This is a genomic window from Bacteroidota bacterium (assembly GCA_039111535.1).
In the GTDB taxonomy this organism is placed as follows: domain Bacteria; phylum Bacteroidota; class Rhodothermia; order Rhodothermales; family JAHQVL01; genus JBCCIM01.
On sequence record JBCCIM010000023.1, the window covers coordinates 1 to 18,381 of the forward strand.

Below are 18,381 nucleotides of genomic sequence, written 5' to 3' on the forward strand. Positions count from 1 at the left end.
CGACATTAAATTCCCCTGCATCAATGGTGCGTTCACGGACCATCTCGTAGTTGACTTCCTAGAAGTTGAAAACGAGTTTCCGTTGATTTCACCGCGTATTCGGACACAATTTGGCGCGGTGACAACCTACAGCAGTCTGTGTAAAAACCCGCAGATCCATTTTAATCAATTCAAATGTGGACGCTTCGCCCTGATACTGGATGAAGCCCACCAACTTGGACAGGAAACGGAAGGCGGTCAGGGCACCCAATCAGCAAAACTCATCGAGCAGTTGGTTGAATATGCCGAGTTTGTCATTATCATGACAGGCACAGAGGTGCGAACAGATCGCAAGAAAATCCTGCCCAAATACATCACCTATGAAGAACGCACCGGCGATAACGGTGAGAAAAAACTGTACCTCGTCCCCGATGTTTTAGCGCGCTACACAGATGGCGTACGAGATGGTTACTTGCGCAAGTTCTGGTACAACCTGGTTGACGTAAGTTACTCCAAAGTGTTTTCAGACCGCACTGAGCAGGTCAACATTGAATATGAAGACGGCTCGATTAAAAAGGCCGTCAAACACCCGGAAGTCTGGCAGGCACTGGTCGATAAAGGCGTTGAGCGTTTGCTTGAAGGCAAACAAAACATCGATCAGCGTTTGTGCGAACTGATTACCGCTGTGGACCAGGCTCATGCACGCAAAATACACAGATATCTCCTGGAGAAGTACCCACGCCTGAAGTCGCTGATTGCGGTATCAGACGACGGTGCAAAAGCCAAGAACAACCTGGAAGACTTCAAGCAGGGTGGCTACGATATTCTGGTCACGGTGAAGATGGCCTATGTAGGGTATAGCTACAAGTGGCTCATGTACTGGGTATGCGCTTCGCACTACCGGGCCTTTCTGGATTTGGAGCAGACCTCCGGGCGTATTATTCGCACCCTGCCGGCTTCTACTATTCCACTAAAAAAGCAACTGGCAGAGGTTATTGCGCCGAGCGACGTACGCATGCGCAACTTCCTCATCTACATGAAAGAATGTAGCGACCGCGGCATCGGTGAAAGGGAAGAAAAAGAACTGGAAGAGGTCACTGTAAAAGAAGCTACATTTACGCCTGAGCTTTATAAAATTGAAAACGTTAGCATCAAGCCGGGCGAAACGATGAGCCTCTTCCCTGAAGTGGAGCAACCACCAGAGCCGGCCAAACCGATTTTCAATTTCCACAACATGCAGCAGATCACTGCCGGCCCAAGGCCCCGAACCTACCGGGATACACTCGACGACCTGAGGAACAAGCTGCAGCGCGCAATGAGCCAGACCAACGTGCTCTTTGCAAAAAAATACAACCGGCCAATCGATCACACCTTCACCGCCAACGCCTGTGCAAAATTCTTTGGCGAGGTTATCAACGATAACACCATCAGAACACCGCAAGACGTCATCAAGCGCATGCGGTGGTTGCAAAACTTCCGCAAGCAACGCAAACTGCCGGTCCCGAGGTTCAAGTTGGACGAAATCCTCGACGAACTCGAAGCCGAGATCTGATTCCAGTTACTTGGCAAGCAGCATTTTCTTTGTCCTTACCTCCCCTTGCACGTGCAAGCGATAGAAGTACACACCCGATGCCAGTCCTGCCGCATCAAAAGTAATACTGTGCGTTCCGGCCTGCATTTCTTCGTCGACCAGTACGTCTACTTGCCGGCCCAACACATCGTAGAGTACCAGCGTTGCCGGTGCTGCAACCGGTAAATCAAATTGTATGTTCGTAACCGGGTTAAACGGATTAGGGTAGTTCTGATAGAGGGTGAGTTCATTGGGTAGTGCATTGAATCCTTCATAAGCCGTGCGCGCACCAAAGGTTATGTATGCCGCTTCATCAACATCGAGGAATGCTTCCAGGTAGGCAGCGTCCTTGCCATACGATAGCGCAACCAGTTCTGGATCAGCGAAGGCAGGCGTATGATCAATCAGAAGATACTCAGCGCGTGTGCCAGCAGGCAGTATAACGTTTAACGAATCGACGTTGCCTGTTTCTTGGATGAACCAGACACGGTTCATTTGATACGGCGCTTTGAACACGTCCGTTGGCAGGTTGATCGCCAGCGATTCATCGTTGTGCCCCCAGAGCGTATAGCTGTTGTTATCCTCAAACGCCATAGCTTCTTCAGCCACCGGCCTGGTGACCGTCAACACCTGCTCAACGCCGGCTGCTTTTGCACGGGTCTGTAGCAAACCAAATGCATCATCACGTCCGATTCCAGCAATACCTGTAGCAAAATCGGGATGCAGCGCCCGGTCCCAAAGCGTGTCGCCCGTTGTACTGACATAAGACTTTGTAAAAGGAAGGCTGTATTTCAAAGCAAGGTACGTTGCAACCATACCAGACTCCGCTTCTGAAGGCGTTTGATAAGTAGCCATTAATTCTGCTACCATCCCTGTTGTCAACGCAATGTCACCAAGCAACAGGGTCTCGCCACCAGCAGATGCAGCGGTGGACTCACCGGCATCTGGGGGGCCATCGGTATTGATGCTGCTCCCAGCACTCGACATAACCTCAAGTGCGAAGGTGTCATCTGCTCGGCCTTCGTCTCCAGCGATAACGGCCCAAACCGTAGCGCTGCTCAGATCCTGCTCACCAAAAATCCCGCCTTCAATACGCATCCGGGCATCGTCGCTATCAAATTGAATCGCGGGGTATCCATTAACGGCATTCTCAACAAACACCGGCGGTGTGTCAGCAAGTGCGGTAAACCCATGCCGGCTCTGGTCCAGCCATACGTGCACAGGATCTGCTGCATGGGCGGTCGTGGACACCTCAGGATCAGCATATACATCCGCCGAAGCCATCAACCAGAAGTCGAGCATGTGTGATACGGCAAGGGTGTTAATTTTACCCAGTGCCAGATCAGTACCATCAAACCGCAATACCCGGTTGTGGTTATTGTCGGCAACCCATACGTAATCATTGCTTTCATCGACGAGTACATCGTTGGCCCCATTAAAAGAGTTGTTATCAACAACGCCGTCGCGGGTGGTAAATCCGGGTTGCCCAATGATCCCGTCTGCATCTGCACCATTGGCTTTACTGGCCGCATTGTGAAACCAGACAACGCGGTCACCCCAGCGATCAGCTACCCAAAGCCGACCATTGTTGTCTACATCGAGGCCGGCATCAGGCCACTGCAATGTATTGGCAGCCGTACCCGTACCCCGGATAGTGCGCCAGGACGTGAAGTCGGGCTGCCCAAGCACACCGTCAGCGGCAGCACCATTGGCTTTGCCGGCCGCTGCATCAAAACGCAGCACGCGACTGTTGCCAGAATCAGCAACCCAGAGTACACCATTCTGATCTACACAAACACCCGACGGGTATACAAACGAATCGCCATCCGTATTGTCTTTCCACATCCTGCTGTTGCTTGTAAACCCTGCTTGCCCCAACACACCATCTGCGGCTGCTCCGTTTGCCTTCGCGGCCACATTATCATACCGCAGCACCCGGTGATTGAGCCAGTCTGATGCCCACAAAGCGCCACTGCCATCTACATAAAGATCCATTGGCCAGCGCAAAGTGTTGGCAGCCGGACTCCCAGAGCGGTTTGCATCATTCGATACAAAATCAGCCTGTCCCAACACGGCATCTGCTGCCACCCCGTTGCCCGCATTCTCTGCATTATCAAACCGGAGGATACGGTTGTTGCGAGAATCTGCAACATACAAGGCACCAGTAGTGGACACAAAGAGACCGTGGGGCTCGTAGAGGGTATTGGCTGCTACGGTACCGCCCCTGTTTGAAGATGAAGCCGTAAAGTTTGCCTGACCGAGTACAGCTTCAGCTGCGCTCCCATTAGAAGCAGCGCTGGCGGAGGACCAACGCAGAATACGGTTGTTGTCGGTATCGGATACAAACAATTTCCCGGTTGGTCCTATAGCAAGAAAAGAAGGACCATCGGTTGTAGAAGCTGACACACCGCCGTTATTCGCACCACCAGACCCCAAACCGGGCTGTCCGAGCACGCCGGCGGCTGCTTGCCCATCAGCAAGCGGTGCATCCGTGGTGCCGGCTACGTAGTCGGTAAGCAACATCAGGTAGTCGCCATCTTCAACATCAACACTGGTAAATGTGGCAACATCCGACGCAAAACTTGACGCCCGAATCAACTGCCGCGACCCATTTGAGGGATCGGTGTCTGTATCCAGCACGAGATAAAAGTCCTGTGCACTTGTGCCGGTTACAGACACGCCCGTCAGATCAAATTGTAATTCGAGTGTACCCGTTGCGCCTGTTTCTGTAGCCAGCCAGGTACGCCCCAACTGTTGGCCGGCTGTTGAACTGATGGTGACCGGTGTTTCCGTCAGGCTACCCCCGTCGTGTCCGAGCACCAGCGCTGTCACGTCGGCACTGAATGCATTGCCATTGGCGGCATTGTCCGCAGCCATGGCCCCCAGCGCTACCGCAAGGATATCCGCTCCCGACTGCTTCTGGTTAAGATCGGAGGCATCATCCCGGGCGATACCAAAAACATCGTTGTGATACGCCGCATTTGTTGAGGCATTCCAAAGGACCGTAGCGTCGGAGGCAACATAATTCCGATTGATGGTGAGCCCGTACTTAATCGCCAGATAGGATTCGATCGGCCCCAAATTGGCAGAAACATCGTCGCTGTAAACCAGCAATTCGCTGAGTTCAAAGCTCCCGCCGGCATGGTTGGCTACATAGGCCTCCCCGATGGAATACGCCCCACCACCATCTGTGTCTATGCCTTGCGATGTCACAACAGGCGTTCCCGCAACCGCATTCAGGTATGTGGTATACTGTGTGCCCGTGTAATTGGCCGTAACCAGTGACCAATTGGCTGCATCCGCCGCCGTTCCTGGTGAGTAAGCAAGCAAGTTACTGGCAAAGCTGTTGTCGAAAGCACCCCACGCAGCGCTGGCATTGCCACGCTCAATCCGATGCTCTGCCCCCTGCCCCGATAAATTGAAAACAGATTCGAAATCGGCTGACCCTTCATCAACAAGCACTGCAAAGATGGTGATTGTGTTGTCGTCATCCATGTTCAGGCCCTGCGTACCTTGCAGATACTCTGTTGATGCATTCCATTCCAGCGAAGGGTTGTAGTTCACCCCGGCGCTGTTCTGTGTAATTGTGCCGGCACCAGCAGAAGCGTCATTGCTTTTGCTACTCTGGTCAGCCCATGTAGCCACGTTGCCAGATGCCAGCGACACGCCGGCATCTGCTTTAAGCCATAATTCCAGATTGGCATTCACGCCACCCGGCATTACCAGATCAGCGCTAAAGCTAAAAAACGCACCATTGGCAAAATCTACCGTTGTGCTCAGCGTACCGTCTCCGTTATCAGTCAGGGCTGTTTCTGTTGGTGAAGTAAACGCGCTGCTGCTGCTGACAATAAGATGGGTTACCCCGTAGGTGTCAGGGATTTGGATTTCAACGGTCCCTACGGTGCCTGTCTCGGCGACATTCCAGACACGCGTCATCCGTGTGTTGGTGGCTGTGCCGGCAAATGCAGTAGACACTCCCGTGCCGGCATTGTCGTGGCCCCAGGCCATAAACGTCAAATCTGCATCGAAGGTATTTGCATTGGATGCATTTTCGGCTGCCAGCGTCCCAAGTCCTATTTCAACAATTCCCCCACTTGCGCTGGTTGCCTGTTTTTGGTCGAGCGCAGATCCGTCGTCGCGACCTATACCAGCCACGTCGTTGTGATACGACGCGTTTGCTGTAGCATCCCATATCGTAGACCCATCGCTGGCCAGGTAGTCGTGCCCCAGCATCAGGCCGTATTTGAGTGCAAGATAGCTTTCCACCTTGTTCAGGCTAACGGTGGACAATTCCTGCTCGTAAGCAACAACCTCAAGTATGTCCCCATCAAAGCCGGCTCCGGAACTGCTTTGTCCCACATAGGCAAACGAAGCCGTAGTATTCATCACACGCGGACTTCCTCCTAGCGTGCTCAGGCCAGTGATTTCGGTGCCGTTGAGATACATCTGCCACTCATTGGATTGGGCTGCATCCGGCAATGTGAAACTGGCCAGCGTGGGCTGTCCATCTGAAAGTGGTGATGTATTTGTCCCGTACGTGTGATTGTTCACCCCAATCTTCATCGTCGACTCATTAAACGTAAAGCCAATTCGCCTGCCCACAGCATCTGTCCCGTGATTCATAATCGACAGTTCGCTTTCATTATCGGGTATGGCTACAAACAGGTAGCTACGTGGATTGGTTGTCCCGGGCAAAAGGGCGGGATCCAGCGAAAAGTACTGCGGCTGGGTTTTATCAAACGTGATACCCGGATGGTAATTGAGCGTACCACTCGTTAATGTCGGCTGTTGCGCAGTTGTACCCTGGGAAGCATCGTTGCTGTTACTGCTCTGATCAGCCCAGTCAGTCACACTGCTGCCGCTCGTTGTAGTGCCGGCATCTGCCTTTAGCCATAATTGCAGGTCAGTATCCACACCACCGGGCGCAACCAGCGGCTCCGGTCTATCCAGCGTCGAGGTGTAGTAGCCGTTTCCGTGTGTGCCAATCGCCACATATCCATCGCTATTGCGGATGTCGATCATATCGACAATCACATTGCCTATATCCGTGGGCCCTTCCTGCGTCCACACGGTAGAGATGCCATTGAGGGTAGTTGTTGCATACAACCCGGTGCTGGTGCCTGCAAAATACTGTGACTCAGCATCAGAGATTTTCCCAATTTTGATCCACCGTACAGAAGGGCCACTCCCGCTGCCGTCTACATTCTCCTCCAGCGAACCACTGATGTCGGTCCAGGATGCGCCGGCGTCATCAGAATGAAAAACACTTTTTACCGAGTAGTTGGAGAATACTACAACCACTTCATCCGCGTTTTCTGGATGCACCGCAATGCTATTTACATAGGCACTGCCCGGAAAAAGACCCGACGTAATATCTACGGCAGCAGGATCACCTGTGTCCGCATTGTCAAGTCGATACACCTTGCCAACCGACGTGCCGTAATACACCCGGTGATCGGGGTTGGACTCCGATGCAACCACTGCGCTGATCACCCCGCCCCCACTCGTTGTTGAATTGGACAGCGTTTGCCACCCGATGGTGTGTGTTGAGCCTTGATAATTGGGGATGCTAGACAGGCTCGTGTTCCGGTAGATGCGCTGCGTTCCCGGCAAATACATAATCTCGCTATCATTCGGATCCAGCACAAACGGATGGATAAACAGGTAACTAGAAATCAAGCTTGTGGAGACGAGTGCCCACGATGTCAACTGATTGGAAGTGTTGTACGTAAGGCGATAAATCTGCCCGTTCTGAAACGAGGCATACCGGAGGTCACCATCATCCAGCAAAGACACAAAGGCCCCATCTCCACTCCAAATTTGCTCTCCAAGCGTTGAGGCATCCGGGTCGTCCACAAACCAGGTCCCGTTGTCCTGCGTCCCGCCCAGCAATGCCATATTGGCTTCAGACGTGTGGTCCACTGCAACGGAGTAAAACTGGCCGCTCAGGTAACCCCGATTTAGCGAGGTCCAGGATACTTCCGCAGCCAGATTGTTGGCTGTACGATGGATACCGCCATCACTGCCTGAGTACATGATATCAGGGTCTGTTGGCGAGAAAACAAGGATATGCTGATCAGCATGATGTGGTCCAGACCAGTCGTCAGTTGCCCCCGAGTAGCCCCCAATCCAATCGGTACTTGTGGTTTGAAAACCATCCCGGGAACGATAGAGCGAGGTGCCGCCAATAAAAACCGTGTGTTCGTCATCGGGTTTGACAGCAATAAGCAGATCATAACCACTCTGAGAATCAAAGACGCCATTGGAAAACGAGCCGAAACCCGGAATATTGGCAGAACGGTTCACCCATGTAGTTGTCGAATGGGTATACTTCCAGAGGGAGTGGTCGTAGGTGCCCGCACCGGGAGTATTGGTAATTGTGTAGAGCACATCTTCATTGGAAGGCGCAAGCGCAAGCGCTGTACGCGACGAGCCAACGGCCCAGCCCACCGGCTTGATGTTGCTCCAGGTTATCCCATCCGTTGATCGCCAGATGCCGGCGTTTGTACCGGTTAGTGCTGCGTAAAGTACACCCGTAGAAGAAATCACAACATCCGCATACAACGCACCCGAACTGGATAACACCTCGGTCCACGAAGTACCGCCGTCCACGCTGCGGTAAATCCCGCCATACGTAGCGGCATATACTTCATCTTGCGCAAGGTTGGAGGCATCTGTGACGACACGCCAGATGAAGTCCATTTCCTGGTCAAAAGACTCCGGCCGGCCTGTCGAGGTACTGGCAAGCAGCGTCCACGAGTCTCCCCCATCCGTCGATTTGTAAATCCCGTCTCCATAAAAATAGGCCCCGCTTGCGGAAGCACTGTTGCCCGAGAGTTCGCCGGTGCCAGCATACCAGGTATCTGTATTGCCGACACGCGTATCCTGCACAATTGAGGTCACGCTCAGTAGTTGCGTTGGCGTCAGGGTTTGTGTCCAGCTTGTACCGCCATTGGTAGACTTCCAGATACCGCCTGATACAGCCCCAGCTATAAGTGTGTTGGCATCTGTGGCGTCAACGGCAAGGGCGCGGGTACGGCCCCCCAGTGTATCCGGTCCGGCCTGCGTCCAGACGGCCGGCGCACGTTTGGCCAATGATTGTGTCTGCCGGGCCATTGCGCGCGAAAAAACGAGCTCCTTTTGTTTGATGTTTGGAGGCAAAGCGCCGGTCGCAGGATCTTTTGTGCGTTCAAACTCCCAGCGGGAGCGTGATTCCGGGGTATTGGTGGGCGCTTCCGGAACGGCGGGTGGATGTTCGGGAAGAGCCAGATACAGGATGCCCAACAGGGCCAGACAGAGCGTGCCGGCTAGTACAGTGGATACTCGCATACGTGTGGTAATAAAAGCGCGACATATCGCGCTGAATTATTCGGTGATAGCAGGTACGAGATGGCGCGTACCTGGATGCCGCGTGTTACAGGTTGAGGTGTGGAGGGTACTGTGGTGGCGGGCAAATCATCGTTTGCACGTTTGGTAGGTGTATCGCCCTGAAACCTGCCTGGATAAGCATAAAATCTATCCTTGCGCTGGTAGCTGGATGTGTCGTGGCAAAAAAAATCCACGCGACTAATTTTTTCGGATGCGTGGCCGATGACTCTGAAAAGCTCTATAACTGCGCTCCTGTCAAGCGTCGCCGGTCCCTCTTACACACAACGGCATTCCATCTGCCAGCCGGCCCCATGGCTTGTCCGCAGCCTGTATTTTTAGAATAAACTCTCTACAGACCATGATTGAGGTTGGCGGCTACTCCCGGAGCCTGGAAATGCTGTACGCATTCTCCTCAAACAATCATCAGATAAGCACCCGACAACAACGCCTGTCGACAGGTAATGCTATTAACCGGGCTGAAGAAGACGCTGCCGGCATCAGCATTGCTGCACGACTGGAATCTCGCATCAGGGGCCAGGCCCAGGCGCTCGCAAATATTGAGGATGCCAAAAGTCTGCTTAACATTAAAGAGCAAAACCTTACCAGCGTCCAGGAAATCCTGATTACCATGCAGGAGAAGGCAACCCAGGCGGCAAACGATACCCTCGACTCCCAAGCCCGAGATCTCGTTACCCGGCAGCTGCAGTCGCTTGCAGCGGAGATTACCACGACGCTCACCACGGCTTCTTATGGTGATGTATCGCTCAATACTTCATCAGCGTTTACCTTTCAAGTAGGTGAAGAAGCAAGCGAGTCATTTGTTGTGGAGAACAGCGACGAACAGGCAGAAACATTGAGCCTGGGTACGTTGAATGACGGCATTGCGTCATGGGACGCACTTTCGGGCACCGGGTATATCATGTATACCGAGACAGATATTTTCACGCGCTTTGGCGCTAACCCCGGATTTAATACAGCAGAAAATCTGGTTGCCGTAGTAAACCAGGGTGGACAATGGTACTGGAGCAGTTGGGGAGGCCTGACCGCATTTACGCCGGAAAACTCGGATCAATTGCTGGCTGAAGTAGATTTTGACAGCGATACGGTGGTAAACCTTGAGGGCACGGAAACCACCATAGAGGGCATCAGCGCCGGCTATGAAAGCGGTGACCTTGTCATCACACCCAACCAATTCGGGACCCCGCCCGCCGGCTCTCCCGAGGACTTCCATGTGCAGGGCACATCGGTTGTTATCCCCCCGCCAACGCTGGCTGATGAGCTGACATTTTCTGCTGCCCAACTCACTGTATCAACAGCCGCCGCTGCACGATCTCTCATGGGCAGTGTTGAATCAGCGCTCGAAACCCTGAATACAGAAATACAGGCCATTGGCGAATACCAGCAAATGTTGACACTCAAAAGCGAATTTCTGAGCACGAAGCGAATCAACGCTTCTCAGGCAAAAAGTAGAATCATGGATGCTGACTTTGCCAAAGAACAAATCGAACTGGCCAAACTGGAAATACTGCAAAACACAGGCGCATCGTCGCTGTCTCAGGCTGTTTCGGACAACAACCTCGTGTTACAACTCCTCTAGCACAACCGCCCGGCAGACGCGGCGTAGCTGCTACGGCGCATCGAGGTAAGATGCCACCAATTCATTGAACCGCGACAGGCCGGCCTCCAGGTATGGCAGTGGTAATGCTGAGCTGATCCGCAAGTGATGATCCATGCCAAAACAATCACCCGGTACCATCAGCACACTCTTTTCCTGCCGCAACCGCGCGGCAAACCGGGTTGAATTGACCGGAAGATTATAACGCACAAAAGAAAGCGCTGATGCCCGTGGCGGCGCCATCTCAAAGACACCGGGATGGACACGCAAGTACCTGTTGAGGGTCGCAAATCCGGTTTGGATGAGCGCACGCGTTCGGTTGATCAGTGCAGATCGGACATCAAGGGCAGCGCTGGCCAGTATGTTTGAAAGCATCGTGGTGCTCACCACGGCGTACTCGTGCCGGCGCCACAACGCTTCAATAGTATCGCTGGGTCCAACCATCCACCCGACACGCAGCCCGGGTAACCCGTAAGCCTTGCTCATACTGTTGACAGCAATGACGCGGTCATATTTACCGTAAAGCGTTTCCGTTTCGGGTGCGCCATCGTGTTCGGTGCCGGCGTAGACTTCATCTGCCAAAATCCAGGCTCCCACCCGGTCAGCAACCCGAATGAGCGCCTCAATTTCAGAAGCCGTTAGCATTGATCCCGTTGGATTATTCGGATTCACAATGGAAATCACCCGCGTGTTGTCGCTGACCCGATCCTCCAGTTCTCCAACATCCAGACGCCATCCTTCTGCTTCGTCCAATGCAAGGTGATGCACGTGTACGCCGATATTGGCTGCCATGCCGCCAAACTGCAAATAGGTGGGTCGCAACGCCAGCACGTCATCGCCGGGTGCAAGCAACGTTGTAGCCGCCAGCAAATTTGCCTCGGAAGCACCAACAGTTACCAGTACATTTTCAGCTGTTGCATCAGGATAAAGCGCAGCAATTTTTTCTCGCAATGCCTCGGCGCCATTTACCTCGGGATAGTTAATTGGTACATCCGCAAGATCACCAAATCCGAGCCCTGCCATTTCAAGCAACTCAGCCAGTTTCACCGGATGTACGCCGCTTTCCGAGTAGTTGTAGTCAACAAACTGCTCGTTTTCTGACAGAAATTGCTCCAGCGTAAAAGGCTTAAAGGTCATGGGCAAGGCTCCGGGATATTTAGCCGATTGACGAACGCACAGCTACAGGCTCGAGCGTGGTCAGCTCAGAAATTTTAACCAATCGGTTTTCCTTGATGCTTTTACGGGCAGCGATACCTACTAGACTAGACATTGCGCCGTCGCGAAAGCCGGCTGACTGGCGGTATGGGTCGGGCGCATCCGGGTTTACAAAGATTTTGTCTTTCAAACGCGTATCTCCTCCACCGTGTCCGCCGCCCCCATGCGGTACCTGGATCAATTGGGTGTAGCCAAAATTATCTGTTAGACGGAGCTCGTCGTAAGCCTCTCTCGGCCAGGGTTGGCGTTCCTGAACCCAGGCTTCAAGCCGGCCCTTGGTGCCATTAAACGCAATGCGGTACCCTTCATAAGGCGAGTAGGTGGTACAGGAATAAGAGACCTGCACATCGTTCGCGTACTTAATTTGCGCACCCATTTTGTCGTAGATGTCAATTTCATCCGACCACACGCATCCATCGCGCAGGTATCCGTCGTGATGTTCGTGGTCTACGTAGAGCTTCTTCAGGGTCTCATTTTTGGTGATATCCCAATGAAAATCACAAGATTGCTTGTGGGGACAGCTACGGCAGTTTGTATGCCGGAAATCATTGTTGCTGCCGTAAAACTCCAGGCCACCGTGCGCAAACACTTGCGTAGGTTCTGAATCGAGCCACCAGTTTAGCAGGTCAAAATGATGGGCTGCTTTGTGCACCCATAGCGAGCCGCCAAACTTTTCTTTGCCATGCCACCGGCGGAAGTAATCCGCCCCGTGGTATACATCCAAATACCAGTGAAAATCGACCGAAGTTACTCGCCCGATTTCACCTTGCATGAGCAACTCTTTCATTTTTTGACGGTGCGGCGAGTAGCGATAGTTGAACGTAACGGTGAGATTTTTACCCGTCTCCGCTTGTTTATCGATAATCGCCTGGCATTTCTGCTCGTCTGTGGTCATCGGCTTTTCCGAAATCACGTCACAGCCAAAGTCCATCGCTTTAACGATGAACTCGTGATGGGTGGAATCGACGGTGGTTACAATCACCATGTCGGGTTTGCCTTCACGCAGCATCAGATCAAAATCTGTATACGTTTTACAGTCCACGCCGATATACGCCTTGCCATAGGCCAGCCGGCCCGGGTTGTTGTCGCACAGCCCTACAAATTCCACTTCGTCAGCGTATTCACGCGCCACAGAACGTCCCCACATGGTAGTGCCGCGGATGCCCGTGCCTACCAGGGCTACTTTCATCTTTGCCTTTTTTGCCCCAAAAGCAATCCCCGGCCCTACAGCAGTTCCTGCAACAGCTGCGCTACTTGTTGCCAAAAATTCCCTACGCGACACATTTTTGTTGCTGTGCATAATGATTCCTCAATCAAAATTTCCCAAATGCGGTGGACATCAAGTTGTGGTATGTGGCTGATTGTGCCAGGCACGCCAATATAAACAGAAATACTACAAATTGAGGGGATAACTCACCAAAATCGACCTATCAGCAACAGAAGAAAAAACCTCAACAAAGTGGGTTTTAATACCGGTCTCCGTGCAGATCGCATTCGCTCCTGCCCCTACTGCAAGCAATTTGGGCAACTGATTTTTTGATTTTTGAAAACGGTTTCATAAATTCCTGAAAAGGTTTTCAAAAAAAGGAATGGCTACACCACCTCATCCATGCCTGCTGACATTTAATCTCCCTCCTAAAAACGATTAAACATTATGCGTTTGAACAAGCTACTATGTTTTGCACTTTCACTGCTTTTGATGCCGGGGCTGGTTTCTCAATTAGCCACCGCACAGGATGTAGTCTTTGATGACATGGAGCATGCAGATCCAGACAACAATGGCTGGTTTGCCTTTGGCAGTGACATTGGCGGTGGCGGGTATGCCATCGAAGACATGGACCTCCCTGCTGACAACGGTGGCGCAGCTGCGCTTAGCGTTGGCTTTGGCGGTGCAGCCGGCTTCATTGGCGGGTTTGGACGTACCAACCCGGTGGACCTTAGCAATGTGGACCATTTCAATTTCTGGATCAACCCGGCAGCCGACCAAAGCTATACGCTCGAAATCAACTTCCAGGATGATGACAACGGCGATGACGACATCCCCAACCCGTCTGCCGATGACGATGAATACCAGTTCAACTGCGTCGTTGGCCCTAACGGCCCTTGTGCTGTGAGTGGTGGTGGCTGGCAGTTGGTTGAAATCCCGTTTTCGGAGTTGTTTGATGACAATTCGTTTCATACCGGGGGCAACGCGGCCTTCGATCCAACGCCAACCTCTGCGGGCGGCAACGGGCAACTGGTCAACGTTGTGATCGCAATTATTGGCACCGGTACGGATGCCAACTTCCTGACAGATTACTGGGTGTTTACCCAGGGTGCGCTGTCAACGGACATCGAAGAAGCCGGCATCCCAACGGACTTCGCGCTCATGCAGAACTACCCCAACCCCTTCAATCCATCAACTGCCATCACGTTTAATATGCCACAGGCGGAAACGGTGAATCTCTCCGTGTTCAACCTCCTGGGCCAGCGTGTTGCTACGTTGATCGACGGGGCACAGCTGCAGTCCGGACAGCACACCGTTTCTTTTGATGCCACCAACCTGCCAACAGGCATGTACATCTACCGCCTAACCGCTGGCACCTCGTTTGCGCAAACGCGCCGCATGACGCTGGTGCGCTAAATACAGGTAATAACGGAACACGAAAGGCCAGGCTGACGATGCGTCAGCCTGGCCTTTTTTATGAATGTCGATTCTCGAGCGCCAAATGCCGCTTGGTTTATTTTGGCGCTTTCGCCGCCAATCAACAGCCAGATCCCACAAACCGGCGTCTCCGATATACAGGCTGTCTCAAGATTAGTCCAGCAAAGGGGCCCACAGCATCGCAATACGGGCTGTTTTGACTGTATTTAAGGTGTGGCGCAATTTCTGCTTTCTCCTTTCCATAACAAGGGCGCACTTCTTGTTCATCCCCTCGCCAACCGTGACACTGCCATGCAGAATGCTACTATAAAAGCGACGCTTACCCTTGCCCTCCTCTTTTTTACACAACCGCTAATTGCAGCTCCAATGCCGGATGACGACATCCAGCCGGGTGACTTGCTGTTCTTCTGGATCAGCGACAAAGGCCGGCACGTGGGCATTTACCTTGAAGACGGCAAATTCTTTCACGCCTCTACTTCAGAAGGCGTGACGATCAGCCGGCTCGATGCTGATTACTGGCGCTATCGCCTCATCTCCGTCCGCCGTGTAAATCATGACGTATCCCTGGATGCATTGAAGCGCGCCTTCAGGCAATACGACCCTGCAGCCTACAAGTACGGCGCCGTTGGCCCCAATCGATTCGACTGCTCGGGGCTCGTGCAACGCGTATTCAGAGAACACGGTGTTGACTTGCCCCGCACCACGCGCACCCAATTGGGGGTTGGTCGGAAAGTGATGTCGGGCCGCGACTACCTGTTGCGGAACCGGCGATAATGCCGACACAGCGGGATCAGGCCTAATCGGATCTTTGCAGCAATTTGGTTAAGTTGCCCTCTCACAACCTAGCCCAAATGCAAGCTTAGCTCGTGAATTTGCCGCACCTGCCTCCCAACACCATAGCACTCAGCGCATCCAGACTTATCCTAACAGGCTATTGCTGGATGTGCTGTTTTTCCCTGCTCCTGTGCATCAACCAATCAGCAGTGGCACAATCAGCGGCTGATTGGCTCATCGATAATTCCGCTTACCCGGCACGTATAACTACAGATGAATCTGCTGACAAAGTGGTCCTCTCAAACGGACTCATTGCCCGCACCTTTAAACTCGCACCAAACGGTGCGACGATTGGGTTTGATAACCTGATTACCAGTGAATCCATCCTGCGGGGCGTAAAACCCGAAGCGGTAGTCCTGATCGACAGCGTGCGGTATGCCATTGGCGGACTTACCGGACAACCCAACTATGCTTACCTTCAGCCTGGTTGGATTGACACGATGGTATCAGATTCCACTGCATTTCAATTTGTAGGCTATGAGACATGGTCCATCGAAGCGCCATTTGGCTGGAAGAGGGTCAGGCATCATGACGAAGATCTTGCGTGGCCGCCCAAAGGTGTGGCGCTGCGTATGGACTATCAACCGCCAGCGCACGCAACTTGGCTGGAAGGGGTCACTGTTTCTGTGCACTACGCGCTATATGACGGCATCCCGGCCTACAGTAAGTGGATCACGGTTCAGAACAACGCAGATGCGACAATCAACCTCGACGCGTTTACGAGCGAAATACTGGCCGCTGTGGAGCCGGCATCTTGGGTTGAAACGCGCGGCGTGCCCATGCCGACGCCCAACCTGCACGTAGAAACCGATTACGCCTTTGGTGGCATGCGTCCGGAGAATGCCAACCGGCTGTCTGTGCATTGGGTTAAAGATCCAGACTACGACACCCAGGTAAACTACCTCCGTACCACTCCTGCCCTGTTAGAAGTGCGGCCGACATACGGCCCCAATCAAACCATTAACGCAGGGAGTACCTTCACCTCTTTCAGGGCATATATACTCGTTTATGATACTACAGAAAGAGAACGCAAAGGCCTGGCAAAGCGCAAATTCTACAGGACCATTGCCCCGTGGGTTACCGAAAACCCGATTATGATGCATGTACGTTTTGCAGATTGGGAAAGCGTAAAGAAGGCCATTGACCAGGCAGCTGAAGTTGGATTCGAAATGGTGATTCTGACGTTTGGCAGCGGGTTCGACATCGAAAACCAGGACCCGGCCTATCGGGCAGAAATGAAACGTTACGCGAGCTATGCCCAATCCAAAGGCGTGGAACTGGGTGGGTATTCGCTGTTATCGAGCCGGCGTATTGAACCAGATTCAGATAACACGGTCAATCCGGATACCGGCGAACCCGGCGGCCAAACCCATGGCTTCAGCCCGGCGCTCGCGAGCCCCTGGGGACAAGCATACTTCGACAACCTGTATGACTTTTACAGCACCTCCGGCTTCACCCTCCTCGAACACGACGGCTCTTACCCGGGTGACCTCGATGCAGCCGCCCGCCCTCCCCTGCAAAAGGGCGTACACGACTCGCGTTGGGTGCAGTGGCAGATCATTGCTGATTTCTACAAGTGGTGCCGGGCGCAGGGTATTTACCTGAATGTGCCCGACTGGTACTTCCTCGTCGGCTCAACCAAAGTGGCAATGGGCTATCGGGAAACAAACTGGTCCCTCCCCCGCATCCAGCAGGTGATTCACGCGCGACAGAATATCTACGATGGGACATGGGACAAAACTCCTTCGATGGGCTGGATGTTTGTCCCGCTCACAGAGTACCACGGCGGCGGCGAGGCTGCTACGATTGAGCCGCTGGACACGCACCTGTCCCATTATGAGCAAATGTTAGCCAACAACATGGGCGCCGGCGTCCAGGCCGCCTACCGCGGCCCGCGCCTGTACGACACCCCGCGTACCAAAGCGATGGTAATGAAATGGGTGAACTGGTACAAACAGTACCGTGACATCCTCGAAAGTGATCTCATCCACGGCCGCCGCGCAGATGGGCGGGATATCGATTGGATGCTGCACGTAAATCCCTTTCTCGAAGAAAAAGGGATGCTCGTTGTATTTAACCCACTCAAAGAAGAAGTCAGCCGCACGCTAAGGGTCCCGCTGTATTATACAGGCTTAACAGACAGCGCTGTTGTTGGGCACGCAGGTACAAGTCCATCGGTATTACCCCTGGCGCGCGACTATTCGATTGAACTAGAAGTGACTGTACCTGCACAGGGCATGAGCTGGTACGTGATCAAAGCCCCTTCCGATAACTGATCTGCTTACAAACTTTCGCGCACCACATCGAAGATGCTAACTACCCCATTAAACGCAGTAAATACACCCAGGCCGCCTTCAATATTCGATGGAGGCTCAGTAAGATCGCGTGAGTCCTGTTCGCGGTTTTCATACAGGTCAACGTACTCCTGGTTGATCTGGTATACCGTCACGTAATGGGGCCCTAACCAACTCAACGTAACCGGAATGATGTCGTGGAAATCTGCCGTAGTAGGTTCTGAAATGATTTCAAAATCTCCAATAAAATCGCGCACAAAATCAGGTAGGATAAAGTCCGGGTCCTCCGGGTCGTCGCTGGTGACAACCACAAAATGATAGTTCGCTGCCGGGTTATCCCAGGTCACAGTGAAGAACTCACTCAGGCTATCAAAATTGCCGCCACCACCGCCAAACCCTATGCCGGCAAAATTCGGTACGGGCATTTCACTACTGGGTAACTGGACGTTTTGCGGTGGTCCAGGTACCGTCGTTGTAGCCGTGATGGTTGTGCCATTGTAGTCGATGGACAAAAGAAACGTATCCCCTGTTTCGATTGTCAGATCCTCCCCATCGTAGGCATAAAATCCATCTGCACCGGATGCCGTGAGCGGGTAGCTTGTGCCGGCTTTCATCAGCGTAACCGATGCGTCATTTACCGGTACACTGCTTGAATCTGCACTACCAAAAGGAATGGCGCGTTTCAGACGTACATCGTTGACTGGTTCGCCGGCAAAAAGGAAGGCTTCTACAACAAGCAAATCTTCCGCTGTATCAGGCGCGGTACTGTCGCACCCAATTGCCACCAATACAAACAGGCTAATACACAAGACACGAAGTGTTTTCATCGGTATAGAAATTTTGGATGAACGGTTTGCACGAT

At 52.9% G+C, this 18,381-nt stretch carries 9 protein-coding genes; 5 read left to right on the forward strand and 4 right to left on the reverse strand.

What is annotated here, in order from left to right; genetic code table 11:
* Positions 1-1,531 (forward strand): hypothetical protein (locus AAF564_05865; protein MEM8485053.1); only part of this gene is annotated, 1,531 nt, incomplete at its 5' end.
* A gap of 6 nt (positions 1,532-1,537) precedes the next feature.
* Here the strand turns inward: AAF564_05865 and AAF564_05870 are convergent.
* Positions 1,538-8,878, reverse strand: coding sequence for a T9SS type A sorting domain-containing protein (locus tag AAF564_05870; GenBank protein ID MEM8485054.1), 7,341 nt, complete (start codon positions 8,876-8,878; stop codon positions 1,538-1,540).
* A 397-nt stretch (positions 8,879-9,275) separates the two neighbouring features.
* On the opposite strand from AAF564_05870, the gene AAF564_05875 reads away from it, so the two are divergent.
* Positions 9,276-10,514: a flagellin gene (locus tag AAF564_05875; protein ID MEM8485055.1), complete on the forward strand. Its 1,239-nt coding sequence runs from the start codon at positions 9,276-9,278 to the stop codon at positions 10,512-10,514.
* Between the two features lie 30 nt (positions 10,515-10,544).
* On the opposite strand, the gene AAF564_05880 is transcribed toward AAF564_05875, so the two are convergent.
* Entirely contained in the window at positions 10,545-11,669 is a 1,125-nt protein-coding gene (locus AAF564_05880; GenBank protein MEM8485056.1) for an aminotransferase class I/II-fold pyridoxal phosphate-dependent enzyme, read from the reverse strand.
* 19 nt (positions 11,670-11,688) lie between these two features.
* Entirely contained in the window at positions 11,689-13,047 is a 1,359-nt protein-coding gene (locus tag AAF564_05885) for a Gfo/Idh/MocA family oxidoreductase (protein MEM8485057.1), read from the reverse strand.
* Positions 13,048-13,401: 354 nt separating this feature from the next.
* Here AAF564_05885 and AAF564_05890 point away from each other — a divergent pair, with 354 nt between their 5' ends.
* The 3 genes from AAF564_05890 to AAF564_05900 all read left to right on the forward strand — a co-directional run bounded on the left by AAF564_05890 (position 13,402) and on the right by AAF564_05900 (position 17,501).
* A complete protein-coding gene (locus tag AAF564_05890; GenBank protein MEM8485058.1) occupies positions 13,402-14,370 on the forward strand; it encodes a T9SS type A sorting domain-containing protein in 969 nt (322 codons plus the stop codon).
* 312 nt (positions 14,371-14,682) lie between these two features.
* On the forward strand, positions 14,683-15,165 hold the full coding sequence (locus AAF564_05895) for an NlpC/P60 family protein (protein MEM8485059.1): 483 nt from the start codon (positions 14,683-14,685) through the stop codon (positions 15,163-15,165).
* A gap of 209 nt (positions 15,166-15,374) precedes the next feature.
* Positions 15,375-17,501, forward strand: a complete 2,127-nt coding sequence (locus AAF564_05900) for an alpha-galactosidase (GenBank protein MEM8485060.1) — start codon at positions 15,375-15,377, stop codon at positions 17,499-17,501.
* A gap of 5 nt (positions 17,502-17,506) precedes the next feature.
* Here the strand turns inward: AAF564_05900 and AAF564_05905 are convergent, their stop codons facing one another.
* A complete protein-coding gene (locus AAF564_05905) occupies positions 17,507-18,346 on the reverse strand; it encodes a DUF4249 family protein (GenBank protein ID MEM8485061.1) in 840 nt (279 codons plus the stop codon).
* Positions 18,347-18,381: the final 35 nt, after the last annotated feature.